The organism is Methylomonas lenta (genome assembly GCF_001644015.1).
Taxonomy (GTDB): domain Bacteria; phylum Pseudomonadota; class Gammaproteobacteria; order Methylococcales; family Methylomonadaceae; genus Methylomonas; species Methylomonas lenta.
Genome location: NZ_LUUI01000150.1, coordinates 22386 through 38966, shown reverse-complemented (window position 1 = coordinate 38966; position 16581 = coordinate 22386). Strand labels below are relative to the sequence as shown.

17 protein-coding genes and 1 pseudogene are annotated in these 16581 nt (G+C 44.9%); 8 read left to right on the top strand and 10 right to left on the bottom strand.

Going from position 1 to position 16581, the window contains the following annotated elements; all coding sequences use genetic code 11:
• The first annotated feature begins 3 nt into the window (after positions 1 to 3).
• The 5 genes from A1359_RS18425 (at position 4) to A1359_RS18405 (ending at position 4179) form a co-directional block, all read left to right on the top strand.
• On the top strand, positions 4 to 1125 hold the full coding sequence (locus tag A1359_RS18425; protein ID WP_198159408.1) for a ParB/RepB/Spo0J family partition protein: 1122 nt from the start codon (positions 4 to 6) through the stop codon (positions 1123 to 1125).
• Positions 1126 to 1253: 128 nt separating this feature from the next.
• Positions 1254 to 1679: a hypothetical protein gene (locus A1359_RS18420; RefSeq protein WP_066986744.1), complete on the top strand. Its 426-nt coding sequence runs from the start codon at positions 1254 to 1256 to the stop codon at positions 1677 to 1679.
• A gap of 26 nt (positions 1680 to 1705) precedes the next feature.
• Positions 1706 to 2794, top strand: coding sequence for a hypothetical protein (locus A1359_RS18415; RefSeq protein ID WP_066986741.1), 1089 nt, complete (start codon positions 1706 to 1708; stop codon positions 2792 to 2794).
• A gap of 570 nt (positions 2795 to 3364) precedes the next feature.
• Positions 3365 to 3625, top strand: a complete 261-nt coding sequence (locus A1359_RS18410) for a hypothetical protein (RefSeq protein WP_066986738.1) — start codon at positions 3365 to 3367, stop codon at positions 3623 to 3625.
• Between the two features lie 152 nt (positions 3626 to 3777).
• Entirely contained in the window at positions 3778 to 4179 is a 402-nt protein-coding gene (locus tag A1359_RS18405; protein ID WP_066986735.1) for a hypothetical protein, read from the top strand.
• Positions 4180 to 4347: 168 nt separating this feature from the next.
• Here the strand turns inward: A1359_RS18405 and A1359_RS22920 are convergent, their stop codons facing one another.
• The 3 genes and pseudogenes from A1359_RS22920 to istA all read right to left on the bottom strand — a co-directional run bounded on the left by A1359_RS22920 (position 4348) and on the right by istA (position 7323).
• On the bottom strand, positions 4348 to 4485 hold the full coding sequence (locus tag A1359_RS22920; protein ID WP_198159407.1) for a hypothetical protein: 138 nt from the start codon (positions 4483 to 4485) through the stop codon (positions 4348 to 4350).
• Positions 4486 to 5063: 578 nt separating this feature from the next.
• A pseudogene (istB, locus tag A1359_RS18400) lies at positions 5064 to 5813 on the bottom strand (IS21-like element helper ATPase IstB).
• Positions 5803 to 7323: an IS21 family transposase gene (gene istA, locus A1359_RS18395; RefSeq protein WP_066986884.1), complete on the bottom strand. Its 1521-nt coding sequence runs from the start codon at positions 7321 to 7323 to the stop codon at positions 5803 to 5805. The pseudogene istB and the gene istA overlap by 11 nt, the downstream one beginning before the upstream one ends.
• Before the next feature lie 370 nt (positions 7324 to 7693).
• On the opposite strand from istA, the gene A1359_RS18390 reads away from it, so the two are divergent.
• Positions 7694 to 8005: an integration host factor subunit beta gene (locus A1359_RS18390; protein ID WP_066986732.1), complete on the top strand. Its 312-nt coding sequence runs from the start codon at positions 7694 to 7696 to the stop codon at positions 8003 to 8005.
• A gap of 121 nt (positions 8006 to 8126) precedes the next feature.
• Here the strand turns inward: A1359_RS18390 and A1359_RS22915 are convergent, their stop codons facing one another.
• The 4 genes from A1359_RS22915 to A1359_RS18375 all read right to left on the bottom strand — a co-directional run bounded on the left by A1359_RS22915 (position 8127) and on the right by A1359_RS18375 (position 10529).
• The gene (locus tag A1359_RS22915; RefSeq protein WP_198159406.1) at positions 8127 to 8288 is read right to left on the bottom strand and encodes a hypothetical protein; all 162 of its coding nucleotides are present in this window, start codon (positions 8286 to 8288) and stop codon (positions 8127 to 8129) included.
• A gap of 653 nt (positions 8289 to 8941) precedes the next feature.
• The gene (locus A1359_RS18385; RefSeq protein WP_066986729.1) at positions 8942 to 9403 is read right to left on the bottom strand and encodes a hypothetical protein; all 462 of its coding nucleotides are present in this window, start codon (positions 9401 to 9403) and stop codon (positions 8942 to 8944) included.
• Complete coding sequence (stbB, locus tag A1359_RS18380) at positions 9403 to 10116, bottom strand: StbB family protein (RefSeq protein WP_066986727.1); 714 nt, start codon at positions 10114 to 10116, stop codon at positions 9403 to 9405. The genes A1359_RS18385 and stbB overlap by 1 nt, the downstream gene beginning before the upstream one ends.
• A complete protein-coding gene (locus A1359_RS18375; protein ID WP_157200598.1) occupies positions 10113 to 10529 on the bottom strand; it encodes a hypothetical protein in 417 nt (138 codons plus the stop codon). The genes stbB and A1359_RS18375 overlap by 4 nt, the downstream gene beginning before the upstream one ends.
• 246 nt (positions 10530 to 10775) lie before the next feature.
• Between A1359_RS18375 and A1359_RS18370 the strand changes: the two genes are divergently transcribed.
• Entirely contained in the window at positions 10776 to 11342 is a 567-nt protein-coding gene (locus A1359_RS18370) for a plasmid mobilization relaxosome protein MobC (protein ID WP_066986719.1), read from the top strand.
• Positions 11335 to 12483 (top strand): hypothetical protein, encoded by a 1149-nt coding sequence (locus tag A1359_RS18365; RefSeq protein ID WP_066986881.1) that lies wholly within the window; start codon positions 11335 to 11337, stop codon positions 12481 to 12483. Before A1359_RS18370 ends, A1359_RS18365 begins: the two co-directional genes overlap by 8 nt.
• Positions 12484 to 12740: 257 nt before the next feature.
• On the opposite strand, the gene A1359_RS18360 is transcribed toward A1359_RS18365, so the two are convergent.
• The 3 genes from A1359_RS18360 to A1359_RS18350 all read right to left on the bottom strand — a co-directional run bounded on the left by A1359_RS18360 (position 12741) and on the right by A1359_RS18350 (position 16554).
• The gene (locus A1359_RS18360) at positions 12741 to 13049 is read right to left on the bottom strand and encodes a hypothetical protein (protein WP_066986716.1); all 309 of its coding nucleotides are present in this window, start codon (positions 13047 to 13049) and stop codon (positions 12741 to 12743) included.
• Positions 13050 to 13169: 120 nt separating this feature from the next.
• Positions 13170 to 14321 carry a hypothetical protein gene (locus A1359_RS18355; RefSeq protein ID WP_066986713.1) on the bottom strand — a complete coding sequence of 384 codons (1152 nt, stop codon included), beginning with the start codon at positions 14319 to 14321 and terminating at the stop codon, positions 13170 to 13172.
• Between the two features lie 955 nt (positions 14322 to 15276).
• On the bottom strand, positions 15277 to 16554 hold the full coding sequence (locus A1359_RS18350) for an MFS transporter (RefSeq protein WP_066986711.1): 1278 nt from the start codon (positions 16552 to 16554) through the stop codon (positions 15277 to 15279).
• Positions 16555 to 16581 lie beyond the last annotated feature (27 nt).

Genomic DNA, 16581 nt, shown 5'->3' with positions numbered 1-16581 from the left:
ACTGTGAACAAAAGCAAAACTGCATTTTCAGAAGCGACGGACATTATCGGCCAAGGCGTTGACGCACTGTTTAATAATGAAGGCCCGCAATACTCATTGATTTACCTAGATATGATCGAGGTTAAGGCGCAAATTCGGGAAGAGTTTAGCGATGAGGATAACAGCCTTGAAGGTTTGGCCGCGAATATCACCGAACATGGTGTTTTACAGCCGATTTTGATACGGCCTAACGAGACCGGTAGTTATGATTTAGTTGCTGGGGAACGCCGTTTCAGGGCTGCTAAAATCGCCGGACTTGCCCAGATTCCCGCGATCATTAAGGAAATGTCAGATGAGCAGGCGGATGATGCGCAGATGGCCGAGAACATTCACCGCAAAAATCTAACACAGATTGAAGAATCCCGAAAAATCAAACGCGACCTTGACAACTTGGAGCTCAAATTAGGTAAGGGTAAAGCTACCGAGGCATTATTAGAAAAGTACGGTAGCAAAAGCCGCTCATGGCTTTCTAAGCGATTGGAATTGCTTAACCTACCTGACCAAACGAGGCGACTTGTCAATGAGGATATAAGCGCCGATATTGAAGTTATCCACGCGGTTAAACAGGTTGAAAAGGTTGATCCTGCTGCAGCTCAGAAATTAGTCGATGATTTGAAAGATACACGCTTCAAGGATAATGCCCGGGATAAAGTCAAGGAAGTCAAAGATAGCGTGAAGCCACCTAAGAAGAAACCGGGTAAAGTCGATGTTCAGGTTGAGGTTTTCGCGGGCGCGAAAAATCAAGATGAAGACGATATCGCCATACAAAGTTCCGCTGTCAATCCACAGGACGTACTTAATAGAGTATATGAATTTATTATTGGAACTGGCAGAAGCAATACACCCAAAAATGCGATTGCTTCGTTAAGCCAGGTTGAAAAAGATGCGGTTGAGGACTGGTTACAGTCATTCTACGATTCAGGCACTTCGGCCAGCAATATAGGTAATTTAGTTATTCAAGGCTTGCACAAAGGCCTGTTTTCCAGCTATGGCTCGAGGGCTTTTGCATTAGCGGCATTTTTAAACGGTGTGGATAGTAAGGCGCGGTTTAGTTTGTTGAATATTTTAGGTAACGTTAAAGGCTAAGCCAACAATGACCCGCTCACTAGGTGTTTTTTTGTGGGTATAGTCGGTTAAATCGCTAATGTTAAGATAGCTAATACAAAATAACTTAAAACAATATGACAACTAGAGGCCCCAAAAAAAGGCGCCGAATGACCATTGATGAATTTGAAACAGTACGGCCACTACTGACTATTTCTGAGCATCGTATCGAGGCCGCCTATTCCTCTTTGGTATTGGGCGAGGTCTACCAGAAGGTTGCAGTTCGTTACGGTTGGTCACGGCAGTCTGTTAACGAAACAGCTTCCATTGTTCTTTCAGTCTTCGATGCTTACATGCTTGCAAAGAAAATTGAGCATAAGGCACAGAAAAGTCACTTACCTGATAACTGGGATGTATTAACAATTGAAGCCCCAATGGATTTAATTAAACAATTCGTATCAGAGGTTTCAATCAGGCGGGAGACTGAAATAGGTAGCCTGGTAAAAAACACTGAAAAAGAAAAAGTCAGTAGCGCGGTAGACGGCGATAAGAGTTCGAAAAAACGACCACGCCGCTTAACAGTCAAGCCGACGTAATATCACCTATGCAAGGGTTTTGAATAATGGCAACTAAGAGCAAAAGAGCATCAAGTTTAGAGGCTACGGTTACACCGCCTCTTGATTCCGACTTTACCGGTCAACAATTAGATTTATTTAAAACGTTTATCTGCAATGGCGATGCCGCCAGGGATCGACTATCGAATGCTTTCGACTTATGGGATAGCGTACCTCGCTATGCCGTTTCCCGTCAGCAAATGGATAAGACACGGAAAACCAAGGGGTTTCTTGATTTACTTCAACTTGATTTCAATTATCGTGGTGAGCCTATGTTGGCTACTATTCAAGCCGCGCGAATCATCGATGAAGCTACAGGAGTAAGCAAGGATTTTTACCCAAGTGCCAATGAGGAATTAATAGAAGATGCATTACGAAAAATTGCCGCCGAACCTGAAAATGGCTTTTACGCTAAATCTGAATTCCGTAGTGGTGTAGTCTTCACTCTCTACGCGCTACGCAAAGAACTAGAGAGCCGGGGCCATACTCGTTCTTATCAGGAGATTGTTTTAAGCCTCAAGATTCTGGCCCGAAGTACGATTGAAATTTCGAAACGAGACGGGAAGCGAGGGGAGGGGTTTAGCTTAAGCCCATTTTTAACCGGTTTATCTGCGGTATCTCGCAGTAAACTGAATGAAGACCCGGATTCGCGTTGGATTGCACAATTTCACCCGCTCGTGACGCTAGCCATCGATGCAATAACCTTTAGACAATACAATTACGCTCAGATGATGAGCCACAAGAACCAGCTAACACGCTGGCTACATAAACAGCTATCACTAAAGTTCACCTTTGCCAGTTTTTCCACATCGTTTGAGATTAGGTACAGCACAATTAAGCGGGATAGCGGGCTACTAGATAGCTATAGCAGAGAACGCAAAGCAATTGAGACATTAGACGATTGCATCAAAGAACTTGAAGCTTCGCGCGTGTTATCTAAATCTGAAAAAGTCCCAGTTACAGGCCCAAGGGGTAAAGTATTGGACGTTGTTTATACATTTTACCCATCACCTGATTTCATTAAAGATATGAAGGCATCCAATAAGCGAGCACAAGTACAATCGAACAGTCCGATAACAACAGCCGTTAATAAGTAGGTATAGGGGGCGGGTTGGTTTTTCTGGCCCCATGCTAGGTTGAAAGGTAGGTAGGTATAACGAGCGGATGAACATGTTTTCCGGTAGGTATAGGGGGCGGTATGGTTTTTCTGGCTTTTTTACCCAGTATCCTAACTTATGTTTCGGTAGGTATAGGGAGCGGGTGATCATGTTTTCCGGTAGGTATAGGGGGCGGTATGCGGTAGGTATAGGGGGCGGTATGGTTTTTCTGGCTTTTTTACCCAGTCTCCCAACTTATGTTTCGGTAGGTATAGGGGGCAGGTGACTATGTTTTCCGGTAGGTATAGGGGGCGTGTCTGATTTTTCCCGGTAGGTATAGGGGGCTACACAAGTAGGTATAGGGGGCAGGTGATTCTATTAAGTTCGTTTCCGAATGGAAATCGGTAGGAATAGGGGGCGAGTGATTTTTATATGTTTATGATTTTAATAAAGAAAAGGCCTTTATTTTGAGCCTTATTCTTTTAATCTTAAATAATCTTTTAACTAATCGTATTTCTAAAAATCAGCTAATTGCAAACAATATTTTGAGTGTATAAGCAAAGTAATTAAATGAACAATTCAATGAATACAATCAGGCAAGAATGCCTACAACCGTTTAGCTCTAATTGGGCAGTACCAACTGGCCAGGAAGTTGCTGAGGCATTGAGGCTTGCCGGATTTAGTTGTAGTGTTGCCGCCAAGACACTTAATCTAAAAAAGAACGGAGCTCGGACAATTCGCAAGTGGATCAATAATGAATCCAATATTCCTCATGAGCTGTGGATCACACTATGCGGCTTTGCGGGTCTTTTGGATAATCCAACTCTCTAGCTAGAGAAATACAGAATTAAGAAAAAATAGTACTTTATCGCCTCTAATGCAATGTGACAGGTAAAGGTTAATTGATTTATTGCTTGTGGCAAATGAGATTGGTTGTTCTGTTAAACAAGTATGTTAAGAATAAATAATTTATAGGGGGCATCATGGCCAAGATTATTAATTTTCCGAATTCAACCCCGGCGGCGCCAGTTAAAAAAATACTCGACGTTACCCGTCGCTATGTCTATCGTAAACCAATGCCTTATAGTGTTTTTCTTTGGTGTAGTAGAGCACTTGTTAGAACAGCCGATTTTTTGGTGGTGTTACTGCGCACATTTACACTGACGTTATTGTTATGGTTCCGGCCCATTTTATTTGTAGTGATTAGGCCATTGTCTGGTTTGCTGCTGATTGCCTTTATTGTCTGCCTTTTTACTCACCCAGCCGATCAACGGTTAACCTGGGGATTTGGTTCACTGAGTTTTGGCGCTTTTTTGATCATGTATCTTTATGATCGCATGCTGGTTTTCCTATCTTGTGGCAACGTAGTTAGCATTCTGAATTAGATTTAAAGCATAAGGTGGGTAAACTCCAACAAACGACACTTAAGTTCCATAGAATTCTTTAGTAGTGAATGACGGCTTTTAGAAGTGTCGAATTGTCGCTATCGACATAAACCCGCCACCCTGGAACTTATGATTAATCAGTCGGCACTTACTGCTTATAAAAAAAAGTTAGTTGCTAGATTCTCTGGATTCTGGCTTAGCAGCAGCAAGTCTTTCTTGCTTATCTTTTGCAAACTCATGTTTTACAAAAAACAAGCCTCCCATCAAGCTCAATAGCATCACGATTTCCAGTATTTCTCTCATCATTTTAATCACCACTTATCAAGGAAAAACCACTAACCTTCTAAAGGTGGGGGTACTAATGATTTCTTCTTGGATGCGCCATATAGCCTGAGTTTTTCACCACTAGCCCCCCTGCATCAGAAGGCTACCGTGAGAATATATTTAGTCAATTAGTGGGGTATTGGTCATGATGGTAGATCAACGAGCCACAACACCACCCTGCGACAAACTGACGCGTTATTTCTGGACAGATGATTTTTATTCCCATAGAATGCAGCCACCTTGACTGATGTCAATACGACACGTTAGATCGTATCTTTGAGGGGGAGGAAGCGACCGTGTATTCGGTACAACAATAATAAAAGCGCAAGCAATTAACCTACCGTCACTGATAGTAGGCGTCCACAAAACATAAAAATAACATCGGACGAGGCCCACTACATGTGGGCTTTTTTATGTCTTTATTTTCTTCACCAAGTTGCTATTCAGATGGCCGAACGATTTGATCCACTTCCACAAGAGATTATGAACGCAGAGCTGTCAAACGGCTTTGAAAAGTTTCCAGTAAAGAGCGTCGAATAGTTTCCAGTTAAAATGTAGGGTTAATGGTTTTCCACCGCCTTTTTTCGTTGTTTAAATCGATACGAATCGTTGCCGGTTTCCAAGATGTCGCAATGATGAGTAATTCTATCCAGGAGTGCCGTGGTCATTTTGGCGTCACCAAACACTTGCACCCATTCTGCAAAGTTGAGATTAGTGGTGATAATCAATGACGTTTTCTCATAGAGATGACTGATCAAGTGAAATAGCAAAGCTCCGCCCGATGCCGGAAATGGCAGATAACCTAGTTCATCCAGGATAACCGCATCCATTGCGGTCAGTTGCTTGGCCAGATTGCCCGCTTTGCCTTGCTGTTTTTCCTTGTCCAGTTGGTTCACCAGATCGACCGCGTTATAGAAGCGAATGCGTTTGCCTTGATGAATGGCGGCTATTCCAATGGCGGTCGCTAGGTGTGTTTTGCCGGTGCCAGTGCCGCCAACCAGGATCAGGTTATAAGCCTGTTCCATAAAGCTTCCTGTTGCCAATTGTTCGATACGGGCTTGCTGCAAGGGTGTTTCTGATCAATCGATTTGTAGTAAGTCTCGATGAATGGGGAAACGGGCTGCCTTGAGTTGATAGTTGAGGCTACGCGCTTGTCGGTCCGCTTGCTCGGCCTTGATCAATCGATCCAGCCAGACTTCGGGCATCACCGGTTTTTGCTGGCTGCCGTATTCTGCTTGCCACTCGCCCCAGGCAGCCGCCATGCCATACAGGTGCAGGGTTTTCAGTTGTACGCTACGGTCAATGGACATGACGTTCGCTCCGTAACGCATCATAGCGACTGCAATCGGCCAATGGCTCAACAGTCAGTGTGGGTAGTGATGCGGTGGATTCATCCAAGACTTTAGGCTTGGCGTCTTCCGTGAGACGGCGCATTTCATTGAGCACAATAGCGGCGCTGATAACGCCTGTTTGCAAGGTTAAATCGCAGGCGACTTCCAAAGCATCCAGGCCACCCTCACCGATGTCTCTAGCCATTAACAACAGATCAACAAAGGCTCGATCGCCTTTATCTTGCTTGAGTATGCGGTCGCGCACGACTTTAATCGGCACCGGTAAATCCCAGGTCACAAACGGTGCACCATGACGCAATGCCCCCGGCTTTTTCTCCAGTACCGGCAGGTAGTGCCAGGGATCGCAAATCAAATGATCGCGTCCAAATTGACGCACATGATCGGCAATCACTTGACCATTAGCTACCATGCGCACTCGATCAGCGGTTAAACGAACCGAGACAACCTGGTTGACCCATTGCGCCGGTACGCTGTAGCGATTGCGATGAATGTTGATCAAACACAATGAGGTCACCCGGCGCATCGTTTCAACATAGCCATCAAAGACGGCTTTAATCGGCATTAACAACGGTTGCTCTTCGGCAAAACAATCGGCCGTGGTGCGTGAAGGCTGATCAGGATGCGGACGCAACGCCAACTCCTGGCAACGCTTAGCCAGCCAGGCATTGAGTTCGGCAAAATCAGCAAACTTCGGCGTGGGCGTGAACAGCCATTCGCTGATATTGCCCACTTGGTTTTCAATCTGGCCTTTCTCCCAGCCAGACTCTGGGGTACAGGCCACAGGCTCAAACAGATAGTGATTAGCCAAGGTCAAAAATCGCCGATTAAAGCGCCGCTCCTTGCCGACGAAGATCGCATCCACTACGGTCTTTAGATTGTCGTACACCAGGCGTTTCGGCACCCCACCAAAGAAGGCAAAGGCGCGATTATGCGCATCCAGCACCATCTCCTGTGTTTCGCAAGGATAGGCGGCCACGAACATTTGTCGGCTGTAGCTCAATCGGAAGTGAGCCACTTTCACCACCTGTTCCAACCCGCCCATAATCACCGTTTCGTGGCTCCAATCAAATTGACAGGTTTCGCCGGCTGGGAACAGTAAGGGCACGAAAGCCTGTTTGATAGTGGGACTCGCCGAGCGCGACTGCTTCCAGGCTTTTACGAAACGCTGCACCGCACTGTAGCCGCCCACATAACCTTCAACTTGCAGGCATTCATACAAGCGTTGAGCCGTGCGTTTACGTTTTTTACCCGGTAACGCCGCATCGGTCTCCAGCCATGTCGTCAATTGCTCGAGATAAGCACCGAGTTTCAAATGAGGTTGATGTTGGCGAGTGGGGTAAACCGGCTCATCGACAGTTTTGAGGTGTTTACGAATAGTGGGGCGGGACAGCTTGAACTGTTTCGCCAAGTCACTGATGGTGACTTTCTCAACAAAATGCAGTCGTCTGATTTCGGGTATGACATCCATTTTTATCACTCCAGGTTTCTCCGGCAAAAAGCCGGTCATTAAACAACCTGGGGTGGAAACTTTTCAACGCTCTTTTCCCCAGGACCCTGGAAAGTTTTGCACGCCGTTTAGCGCGCAGAGCGTTTCATTGATGAACTGCTGAGCGATGCCCAGCATCCCGTTCACAATCGCACTCATCCATTACACCAAGAATCAGTCAAAGCATTGGACGAGATGATGCTACGTATTGATACTATGCGGAACGAATGGCTTTCTAAGAGTTAAAACTTTTAAGCTTACAATTCCTTGCTTGCAAGTACATGTACTTTATCATTGCAGAATAACTTGTAAAATAATTACTTATCACTGATAGCAACATAAAAGTGAATACATGACCAAATCAGAACTCATTGCCACCATCTCCAATAAACAACCACATCTGCCTCAAAAGGATGTTGAGTATGCCGTCAACAACATTATTGACGGGATGATTGCAACGTTAGTGGATGGCGATAGGATAGAGATTCGCGGATTCGGTGCATTTTCAATTGTTCAATATTCGGCACGTATTGGGCGTAATCCCAAAACCGGTGAAGCTGTCAGTGTTCCCGAACGACGATCTGTTCATTTTAAAACCGGATTGGAGCTGCGCAAAAAGGTGGATGCATCAAGAGTGGTTTATCCGAACATCAAGGATTTGTAGTTGTTCCGAATTGGGAATATTCAGGCGCAAAAAAAGCCTCTAACGTGATTAACACTAGAGGCTATAGAGTGTTGCGGCCAGGAGGAGCCGCGAATTACAACGAGGAAATTACACAAAAATCTTAAGCACGTGCGGGTCTTACAAAATCGAGATTACTAGTAAGCGACGCAGTACCGAATAACAATGTTGAAAACACAAATTCGCCTGATACAAAACTGAGAATACCAGCCAACAATAACAAGCCTGTCATCACGTCTCTCTGCAAATTTTGGGATGTTTTCATAGTGGTCGCCTTCAAAGTATCCAGTCATAATTAAGTTCGACTTCACTATATACCTCTGAATAATATTTACAATCAGGCAAATTTCGCATTATTTGTTTCCAATAATGAAACAATATATCTGAGTGTTCTTCGATAGCCTTAACAGATTGCAGCGATTAGTGATGGTATTGTGAGCAGTTACAAAAGCACGATTACGATCACTTTTAGCGCTGAGCAGCAGGCAAAAAAAATCCAGCAATAAAGCTGGACTTAGAGAAGGAAATTGACGTGCCGCTAAGCACGTTTAATAGATTGTAGACTTCACAAAAAGTTCATCGAGTAATCAGTCATCTTCTAAATTGATTACACAGCTTTGGATTTTGCTTTGTCATTTCCATGAGGACAGGAATTCAAAATCACTTGATAGATTATCCAAATAAAAGATAAAGGACTGCAATTGTAAATTGCCTTAACCACATCGGGGATTTACTTAGAGAAATGTCTGTATCGCTAAAGAATGATTTGTTTAGTGGCATGTAGCGCAGCAAAAAACTCAGTCCAGATTATAAAAGTTTCATTGTACTAGCTTTCGTTTTATGCAATTTTCGCGGGCGCGAAAAAACGTTATCAGGCTAACTAAATATCATGACGGAGCGAGGTTTTTTAAATCGCATTTATGGCTTGATGTGCAATAGTGCGACAGTGGCGACACTGCTGAACAACGCGGTCGCTATACAAATTGCTAAGATCACTAACCATTGAGCTAACGCCGGTTTTGTTTTGGCGCAGAATAGTCCTTGCTTAAGAGTTGTCAATTCGCCGCCGACCGCTTCACGGATCAGCTCTTGTAATAACTCGCGTTGTTCATCCTTTGTTTTTGCAATAGTGCTAATTGATGCGTTTTGCAAAAAGGCGATCATTTCATTTTTCGAACGCATGTTTGCCGCAAGCACTGCTTGATTATAAGTTTCACCAGCTTCTTCAAACTGTTTAATGGTTTGCTGCATTTTATCGGTGGCGGCGTTGACTGACCCATTAACCGCTTCAACTTTATCTAACAGCGCATCTATATCCCCCAGCACTTGAGCAGCAAGCGCATCTCTAAATGTTCGAGGACTTTTTGTATCTTTTTGCATTAGAAAAGTGCTTTAAAAACTTGATCGAGATTTTTATCCGCGGTTATGGCGATCATCTTCAATAGACACATCTTCGTACATCGTTCCGCTTCTTTTTGGTTGCCGGAGACTTTCGCAGCTTTTGCGTTGGCCCGGTAGTCAGTTGAATCACTGACAATGGCAGAAAGAGGTACGCCCAGTTCCTTGCATTGATCGAACGCCTCATTGTTATAGATAACGCATTTGTCATTGATCACGAAGTTTTTATCTACCATCTCAAGCCCGAATAGCGAACCAAATTCTTCTCTAATATCATCGTCGCTCTCAACCTTGTTCATGATTACCCGAATTTTCTTTTTGGGTATACCCATGGCTGAAAGCGATTTGATGGTTTTGATAGTATCGATAGTTTGTTTTTTCTCTTTAACCGTTGGTATCAAGAAGTAATCAAAAAATTGGTGTGAATCGTGATATTGCGCCATTAAGTTGGTAAAGTCCTCAACATTCGATGCGCCTACGTCGATAATTGCATCATCCAATAAAAAGATTTCCTCTTGAAGTTCCTTATATTTCTTGCCTTTGTAGGTTTCCACATCGACCCCATCCGTGGCCGAGTGATCGTTCAAGGACTCAATACTAAATAGGGCGGCATTATTCATGCGCGGTTTTAATAAGTGGGCTGCGATAGTTGATTTGCCTACATTGCCTGAAAAATTAATCACGACTGCTTTCATGTCTTTTTCCTTTTTCTGTGCTGTTCTTTACCGATTTTTGCCAGCGCATCCAAGTCTATTTCTTCATCTAAAATATTTCGTAGTTCGCTGGGGTTAAAGTGGGTTGAATCGTCGCTTGTCCCTCCCTTATGTTGATCTTCTGGTGTTTCTTCAATGGATGTTGACAACCTTTCCGGTGGTTGTGGTTTTACTTCATGATCCGGGTTTTTGGATGGCTGCACCTCATCCTTTTTTTTTAAATAAGCCGATATGGTTTGAATCGTGGCATGGATCTCTTTTGCGGCTAGATAGCTTTGCATTTGCGATAACGTGTAACCTAATTCCCTAAGGCGTCGCAGATCGTTCAAATAAGGTTCTAGCTTAGATCGACGCGTCGCCGGTTTAACGCGGCTGAGAAATTCCTCTAATTCCAATGAGCGCCCCTGTGTTTTATAGTTAGTGCTGTTAAGCATATTACACATAGTTTCATGTCTATTTCAAGTAATTTATCCATAAATAAGTATTACTTAATTTTTGTTAAGTAAGTTTCAACGTGCTTTAAGTATCGTTTCAATGTACTTCTTCGTCCGCGCGCTGACCGACAAAAATCACAAATAAGGGCAGGATAGACTAAAGTCGTGTTTTGTGTTACAATTGAGACAGACTAAGGAGGATGACCAATGGCTAACCACAAAACCGTTGCGCTCAATATTCGAATTCACCCAGCTAAAAAGGCAGCGTTGATTGCCTTGGCCGAAAAACAGCGCACAGACGTTACCAAGCTGGTTTTGCCGCAAATCGACCGCTTACTAGAGACTGACGTAAATGACCTCCCTCCCCCGCCTGTTATTGCGCCAGATGATGAATTAGACATTGGTGAGTCAATAGACACCCGAATTAGCTTTTGGCCGCTACCCGGTGACAAATCACACATCAGTCAGTACGCCGCCGCGCGTATGATGAAACTTGGTACCGTCATGAAACTCATTTTGCGTGGGTGGATCACTAAGAACGTGCCGATGCCAAGAGAAGAGTTAGCGGTGCTGGCCGTGACCTCGAACCAACTCGCTGCGATTGGCCGCAATCTAAATCAATTGGTCAAACTGGCCCATGCTGGCCATTGGCCAGATTCAAATGAGCTGGTCGATATGCTTGGCGAAACTAGGCATTTGACTAACCAGGCTAGTGCAGAAATTGACGCCGTTGTGAAATCCAATTTGATGAGTTGGGAGAATGATCATGCCTAAGAAGCGTACCGCAGTTGTTGCCAGAGACAAAACCTCTCCCGGATTAGACTTGATTAGCAGAGGACGTAAGGGTCCGTCTGCTCGGCCTTTATTTAATCCCACCTCCCCTAAGTCGATGGCGTCATTACAACGGACATTAGACCGTGTTCAGGAAGTGATGGTTAAGGTTACAGGTGGTGGTCGTGATCCAGAGACAGCCGAGGCCCATATTGATTATATTGATCGTAAAGGCGAGCTGGAAGTTTTAACGGATGAAGGCGACTTTTTAAAGGGTAAGGATGTATCCGCGTTTTTAGTGAAGGATTGGAAACTGGACACGGTTATCAATCAACGGCACCGTGAAGCTCCATTGCCAGGCGAGAAGGATATACGGGCTAAATTGGTTCATAACATTGTGTTATCGATGCCGCAAGGTACGCCGCCGCAATCGGTTTTAGCGGCTGCTCAATTTTTTGCCCGCGAGAATTTTTCCTTAAGTCACCGCTATGCAATGGTTTTGCACGATCCAGCAACTGATCCAAAGCGAGACAAAACCGAATCCGGTAAAAATCCACATGTGCATTTAGTTGTTAAGGCCGTGAGTGAAACAGGCGACCGACTTTACATTCGCAAGGATACGTTGCAGGTATGGCGTGAGCAATTTGCCCAGGCATTACGGGATCAGGGTGTTGAGGCCAATGCCACGCCAGCCGCCATTCGAGGCAAAGGCAAAAGCAGTGCAAAAACCTCAATCCATCAACATCAGGAGCGCATCGAGCACTGGCGCACAGGGCAGCAGGATGAACAGAGTAAACCTGTGGCATCAACCTTACTTCAAGGCTGTGTGGAGCAGGTCATAAACGAAATTATGAATGGTGTTAAGCCGGATTTACCGGGTCAGGAAAAGCTCAAGGCTACTCGACTAGCTGTTTTGGAGGGATGGGTGGCAACCGAGAATGCCTTACGTGAAGCAGGGTTTAATAAAGTGGCCGAGCAAGTCGTGGACTTTATCAAGACACTGCCACCGGTTAAATCTGAATACGATGTATTGAAGGACAAAATGCTAGCTGATATGAGCCGGCTGCAAGCGGCTATAGGACAGAAAAAACCGCTTATCGATAAGGCTGTAACTCATGATGATCATTTACTGCCACAGCGTTAGTCAAGACGTTACCGATAGCACTGGGCTGTAGGAAAACACACCTCTCCTGCGTGTAGAAAACCTATCGGTGATAATGCGGTTTATCACTCACCAGATCGGTACCATGAATCAATGCGTTAACGCATCATTGCTTCGTCAGGCTTTAACAAAAGCTGGCAATCCAAGGCGGGGCGGATTTCCCAAGCTATACCAATGACTGGCGAGAGTTGGTCACTGTTAAATAACTGGCCGACTTCAATCTATCGAAATGCCAAAGATTATTCGGCTTCTTGCCCGATAGTAAAATCAGGTTGCTCTATTTGAATATAATCAGATGCAGATGAATTAGGCAAAACCATTGAGAGTTTCTGCAAATTTCCATTTTCGTAAAACTCGCATAAAACGACCGGATTATTGAAACATGGCGGAATGCCAGACAAATGGCCATATCCTTTGGCATCAATAGAAAGAATTTTGGCAACGGTTCGTGGCAACCAAGTAGTACGTTGAACCCAGAAGCCGGCGGTATTGCCGTTACTTTGGTAAATTTCGTATATGTTTCTGGGGTGAACGTTGTCTTCAAACATGTAACACCAAAATGTCATTTGCAAAAGTCTGAAAATTGGGAGCAACTACGGTTGCTTATCTATGTAGATAATCTTAATAACCCTGGCAAGCGGTAAACAAGTCAGGGCTATATTTACAAATTACTGCATTTTATCAAATAGAACTTTTGCAGTCTGCCGGGCCAGCGCATCTTGATCATCACTCAACGTTGGAAGCTTGATACCTTCTTGACCATCCACATACATGGGACCACCGACGTCGTCATCGTAGTGAGAGCCGTCTTCATGTATGGCATAGTAGTCATCTCGTGTTAGATCAGTATCTAACAATTGTGCTAGGTAAACCCAACTCCAACAACGTTGCAGATCATCCTGGTCGAACTCTTCGATAAGTTTGCGCATTGCTTCGGTATCGCCAGCCTCCGCTGCTTTGGTCAGCCATTCGTGAACATCATGAATACGGCCCAAGCTTTCTGCAATCTCTGCCACTCTAAGGAGATCGTGATTCTTACTATAACTATCTTGCTCAAAAAATGATGGATCATCGAAGCGCTCAGCGAGATCAAGAAGCGCATCCTCGTTACCTAAACGACCAGCCTCTCTAAGATGAAATTCAAATTTCTGAGCATTATTGATCGCTTCAGCATACTCATCGGCCCATTCCTTCTCAACGCCAGTTAATACGCGACCTTGTTGTTCCTGGTTATACCAATATTCAGAGCCAGGCGTTTGATCATAATCGGCGTCAGGCATTAGAAAAAGCGCTATGGCGTAATGCGCAAGTGAGTTTCCTTTTACCGCCGTCGACTCCAGTCCTGCCAGCAATTCCGGCGATAAATCGTCCTGATAATAGTCGTCATTTGCATCCGTGCCATTAAACAAAGCGTGTCCAGCGTCGTCTTCAATTTCATCGTCGTACTCGCCAGCGTCCCATTCTGAATATCCATCTTGATACGAAAACTCCCCTCGTAGCCTTGCTATTAATTTCTGAATATTGACGATACAAATCCGTTGTTCTGTAATCAACGGCGGAAACTCAGCAAATACGATGTCAGCCGTTTTGGAGGGGTACCCTAATTCCGCACAACGGTGGCGTAAATCTAAATTGTGCTTTGAGCTGTGTTTGGATGCTTGTTTTCCATGGAATACAACAGATTCAGCACAAAGTGCTGCAAATGAGTTGTAGCTAAATGAGGTCGCTAAAAGCTCGTAAATGTGTGCACGTTTGAATTTCTCACCCGTTTGGGTTTCGAGGTACTGTTGCGCCGAGTAGGCAAATTCTTTGATAGTCATGATTATTTCCCCAACGCCACGTCGTTATTCGGGTCAGGCGCACACGTTTAAGTCCCCGACGACGAGGCTATTAAAGAAACAACAATCTAATGACTAAAGTGATATGGCCTTTTTTTACTCGTGTGCAAGTAAGGTTGGCAACCGCAATCTATTCTAACTTTGCCATTCTCACTGGTCAAGTTGACCATTCGCCACACCAGATCGAGATAAACCATCATGAATCAACACCTATTGCCAAATTTCGCATAAATTACAGCTTGCCTTCAAATAGAATTAAGCCGTTATAGGGGTGGTTACCTCATAGCTGCCAAAAGTGCCATCTTGGTTAAACTAAATCAAAAGCATCAAAGTTGCAGTGATAGAGCGACTCTCATAAATCTAAAACAATTCTATTGAGAGTTGTTTTAGGGTGTTTTGTCAGCTACCACTAGGCCAAGGCCTATTGATAGGTACGCTAATTTGTATTTCTGGGTTTTAGTGTTAAAAATACTGGATAAATCTTAAAATAGTTAATATATTGATTATATTGAATTAATGTGTCGATTTGGCGAGGATGGCACTTTTGGCAGCTATGAGGTAACTACCCCGATTAGGCCAGAATTGAATGGCTGTTTTGGGAAATGGCGAATTTACGGTTTCGACCTTATAACTGCCGGTCAGCTATGGATTTTACGCTTCCCTAAACCGGACAGTTGTGACGTGCTGCAAACGACCCCTTGCTGCCAGTCACCGATGTCAGTCAGCTATGTCCGCAATCCTTCATTTAGTCGCCATTCCCTATTCAAATCAAACGGCGTAGCGGCTGTATAAAGGTCCTGTTGCCCAACGGTGAAACGACAAAACCCAAAGCATGGTATAGAAGACCCCTCCGCTGCAATTGGCGTTGGCCCGTACCAAATGTCGCCCAAAGAAATGAGTTTCTTGGCCAACAGGCTGTCACGCAAAATTCAATTTGCTATCGGTGTACATGATCGTGGTTGGGTTTACGCGAAATGATCGCGAGCATGGCGATAACAGAACAAATCGCTCCGGCGATGGTAAAGGTCAACGGTGCTCCAAAACTGCTCACACCGTATCCGATGGCAGGATAAGTGATTAGCCAAAACATATGCGTCAGCGCGAAATGTGCGGCATAAGCCTTCCCTCGATCAGTTTTTTGTGTATGTTCGGCCAGTAAGGTTGAAGAAGACAATGCGATGAGCGCCTGCCCCACGCCATTCAACAGCCATAGCCCGACGAACAACAAGAATGGCGGCTGCTTCATACCCGGTAACAGTATCAACCCCAAGACCACGCCACCTGTCAGCAAAGCACGTTCAGTCCATTGATGGCGTCGACCATGCAGTTCAGAAGGTCCTTTAGCGCTTGACTCGTAACGCCCCGTAGCCCATCCCAAAAACAGCGCGGTGACCGTGGAACCAAGGCCCAACCCTGACATCGCCAACACAAATTCATTTTCACCCAGCATCAATACATCTTTGACATACACCACCGTCGCCACGATCGCCGCCGCCCCAGCAATCGCTTCAACCAAATTCAACAACAATGCCCGTCGCAAAACAGCCTGATGAAGCAATATCCGGGTGCCATAGGTCAATTCACCCAGAAAGGTTCTGAACGAAAACTGAATACTCGGTTTGGATACATGCGGCAACACGCTGGCGGTGACTAGAGCGGCAGAAGCTAAATAGGTGGCGGCATCAAACCAAAACAACCAGTTCAAGCCTAGTAGAGTAACCAGTAACCCAGCGACAGCAGGGCCTAAAACGGCTTCCATATCGACCGCTATCCGTGAAAGCGATAGCGCTTTGACATACTGATCGCTGCCAACCACTTCTGGAAGAGTGGAATCATAGGTAGGCGTGAAAAAAGCTGACGCAGCGTTAATCAAAAATATCATCAGATAGACTTGCCATACGCTGTGTACAAACGGAAATAACGCCATCAAAACGACGCGAACGAGGTCGGCTAAAATCAACAACAGTTTGCGGTTCGTGCGATCTGCCAGCACCCCTGCCGGCTGGGAAAACAGTAAAAACGCCAGGATGCGTAACATCAAGGCATTACCTATCACAGTCGCTGCCGAACTGCCGCCCACCAATTGATGGGCGAATAGTGCTAACCCAACCGTCGTGGCCCCGCTACCCGCGAGCGATATAAGCTGGGCGGAAAAGAGTAAGCTGAAATTTCGATTGCGAAAAAGTGATGGCGAAGACTGTGGCGGTTGACTCATGCTTTTCAGATAAATGGAGATGATTTC

What these genes read in the sequence shown, in the direction of transcription:
- A1359_RS18420 (WP_066986744.1), top strand. Translation starts at nt 1,254, where the DNA reads ATGACCATTGATGAATTTGAAACAGTACGGCCACTACTGACTATTTCT.
- A1359_RS18415 (WP_066986741.1), top strand. Translation starts at nt 1,706, where the DNA reads ATGGCAACTAAGAGCAAAAGAGCATCAAGTTTAGAGGCTACGGTTACA.
- A1359_RS18410 (WP_066986738.1), top strand. Translation starts at nt 3,365, where the DNA reads ATGAACAATTCAATGAATACAATCAGGCAAGAATGCCTACAACCGTTT.
- A1359_RS18405 (WP_066986735.1), top strand. Translation starts at nt 3,778, where the DNA reads ATGGCCAAGATTATTAATTTTCCGAATTCAACCCCGGCGGCGCCAGTT.
- A1359_RS22920 (WP_198159407.1), bottom strand. Translation starts at nt 4,485, where the DNA reads ATGATGAGAGAAATACTGGAAATCGTGATGCTATTGAGCTTGATGGGA.
- istA (WP_066986884.1), bottom strand. Translation starts at nt 7,323, where the DNA reads ATGGATGTCATACCCGAAATCAGACGACTGCATTTTGTTGAGAAAGTC.
- A1359_RS18390 (WP_066986732.1), top strand. Translation starts at nt 7,694, where the DNA reads ATGACCAAATCAGAACTCATTGCCACCATCTCCAATAAACAACCACAT.
- A1359_RS22915 (WP_198159406.1), bottom strand. Translation starts at nt 8,288, where the DNA reads ATGAAAACATCCCAAAATTTGCAGAGAGACGTGATGACAGGCTTGTTA.
- A1359_RS18385 (WP_066986729.1), bottom strand. Translation starts at nt 9,403, where the DNA reads ATGCAAAAAGATACAAAAAGTCCTCGAACATTTAGAGATGCGCTTGCT.
- stbB (WP_066986727.1), bottom strand. Translation starts at nt 10,116, where the DNA reads ATGAAAGCAGTCGTGATTAATTTTTCAGGCAATGTAGGCAAATCAACT.
- A1359_RS18370 (WP_066986719.1), top strand. Translation starts at nt 10,776, where the DNA reads ATGGCTAACCACAAAACCGTTGCGCTCAATATTCGAATTCACCCAGCT.
- A1359_RS18365 (WP_066986881.1), top strand. Translation starts at nt 11,335, where the DNA reads ATGCCTAAGAAGCGTACCGCAGTTGTTGCCAGAGACAAAACCTCTCCC.
- A1359_RS18360 (WP_066986716.1), bottom strand. Translation starts at nt 13,049, where the DNA reads ATGTTTGAAGACAACGTTCACCCCAGAAACATATACGAAATTTACCAA.
- A1359_RS18355 (WP_066986713.1), bottom strand. Translation starts at nt 14,321, where the DNA reads ATGACTATCAAAGAATTTGCCTACTCGGCGCAACAGTACCTCGAAACC.
- A1359_RS18350 (WP_066986711.1), bottom strand. Translation starts at nt 16,554, where the DNA reads ATGAGTCAACCGCCACAGTCTTCGCCATCACTTTTTCGCAATCGAAAT.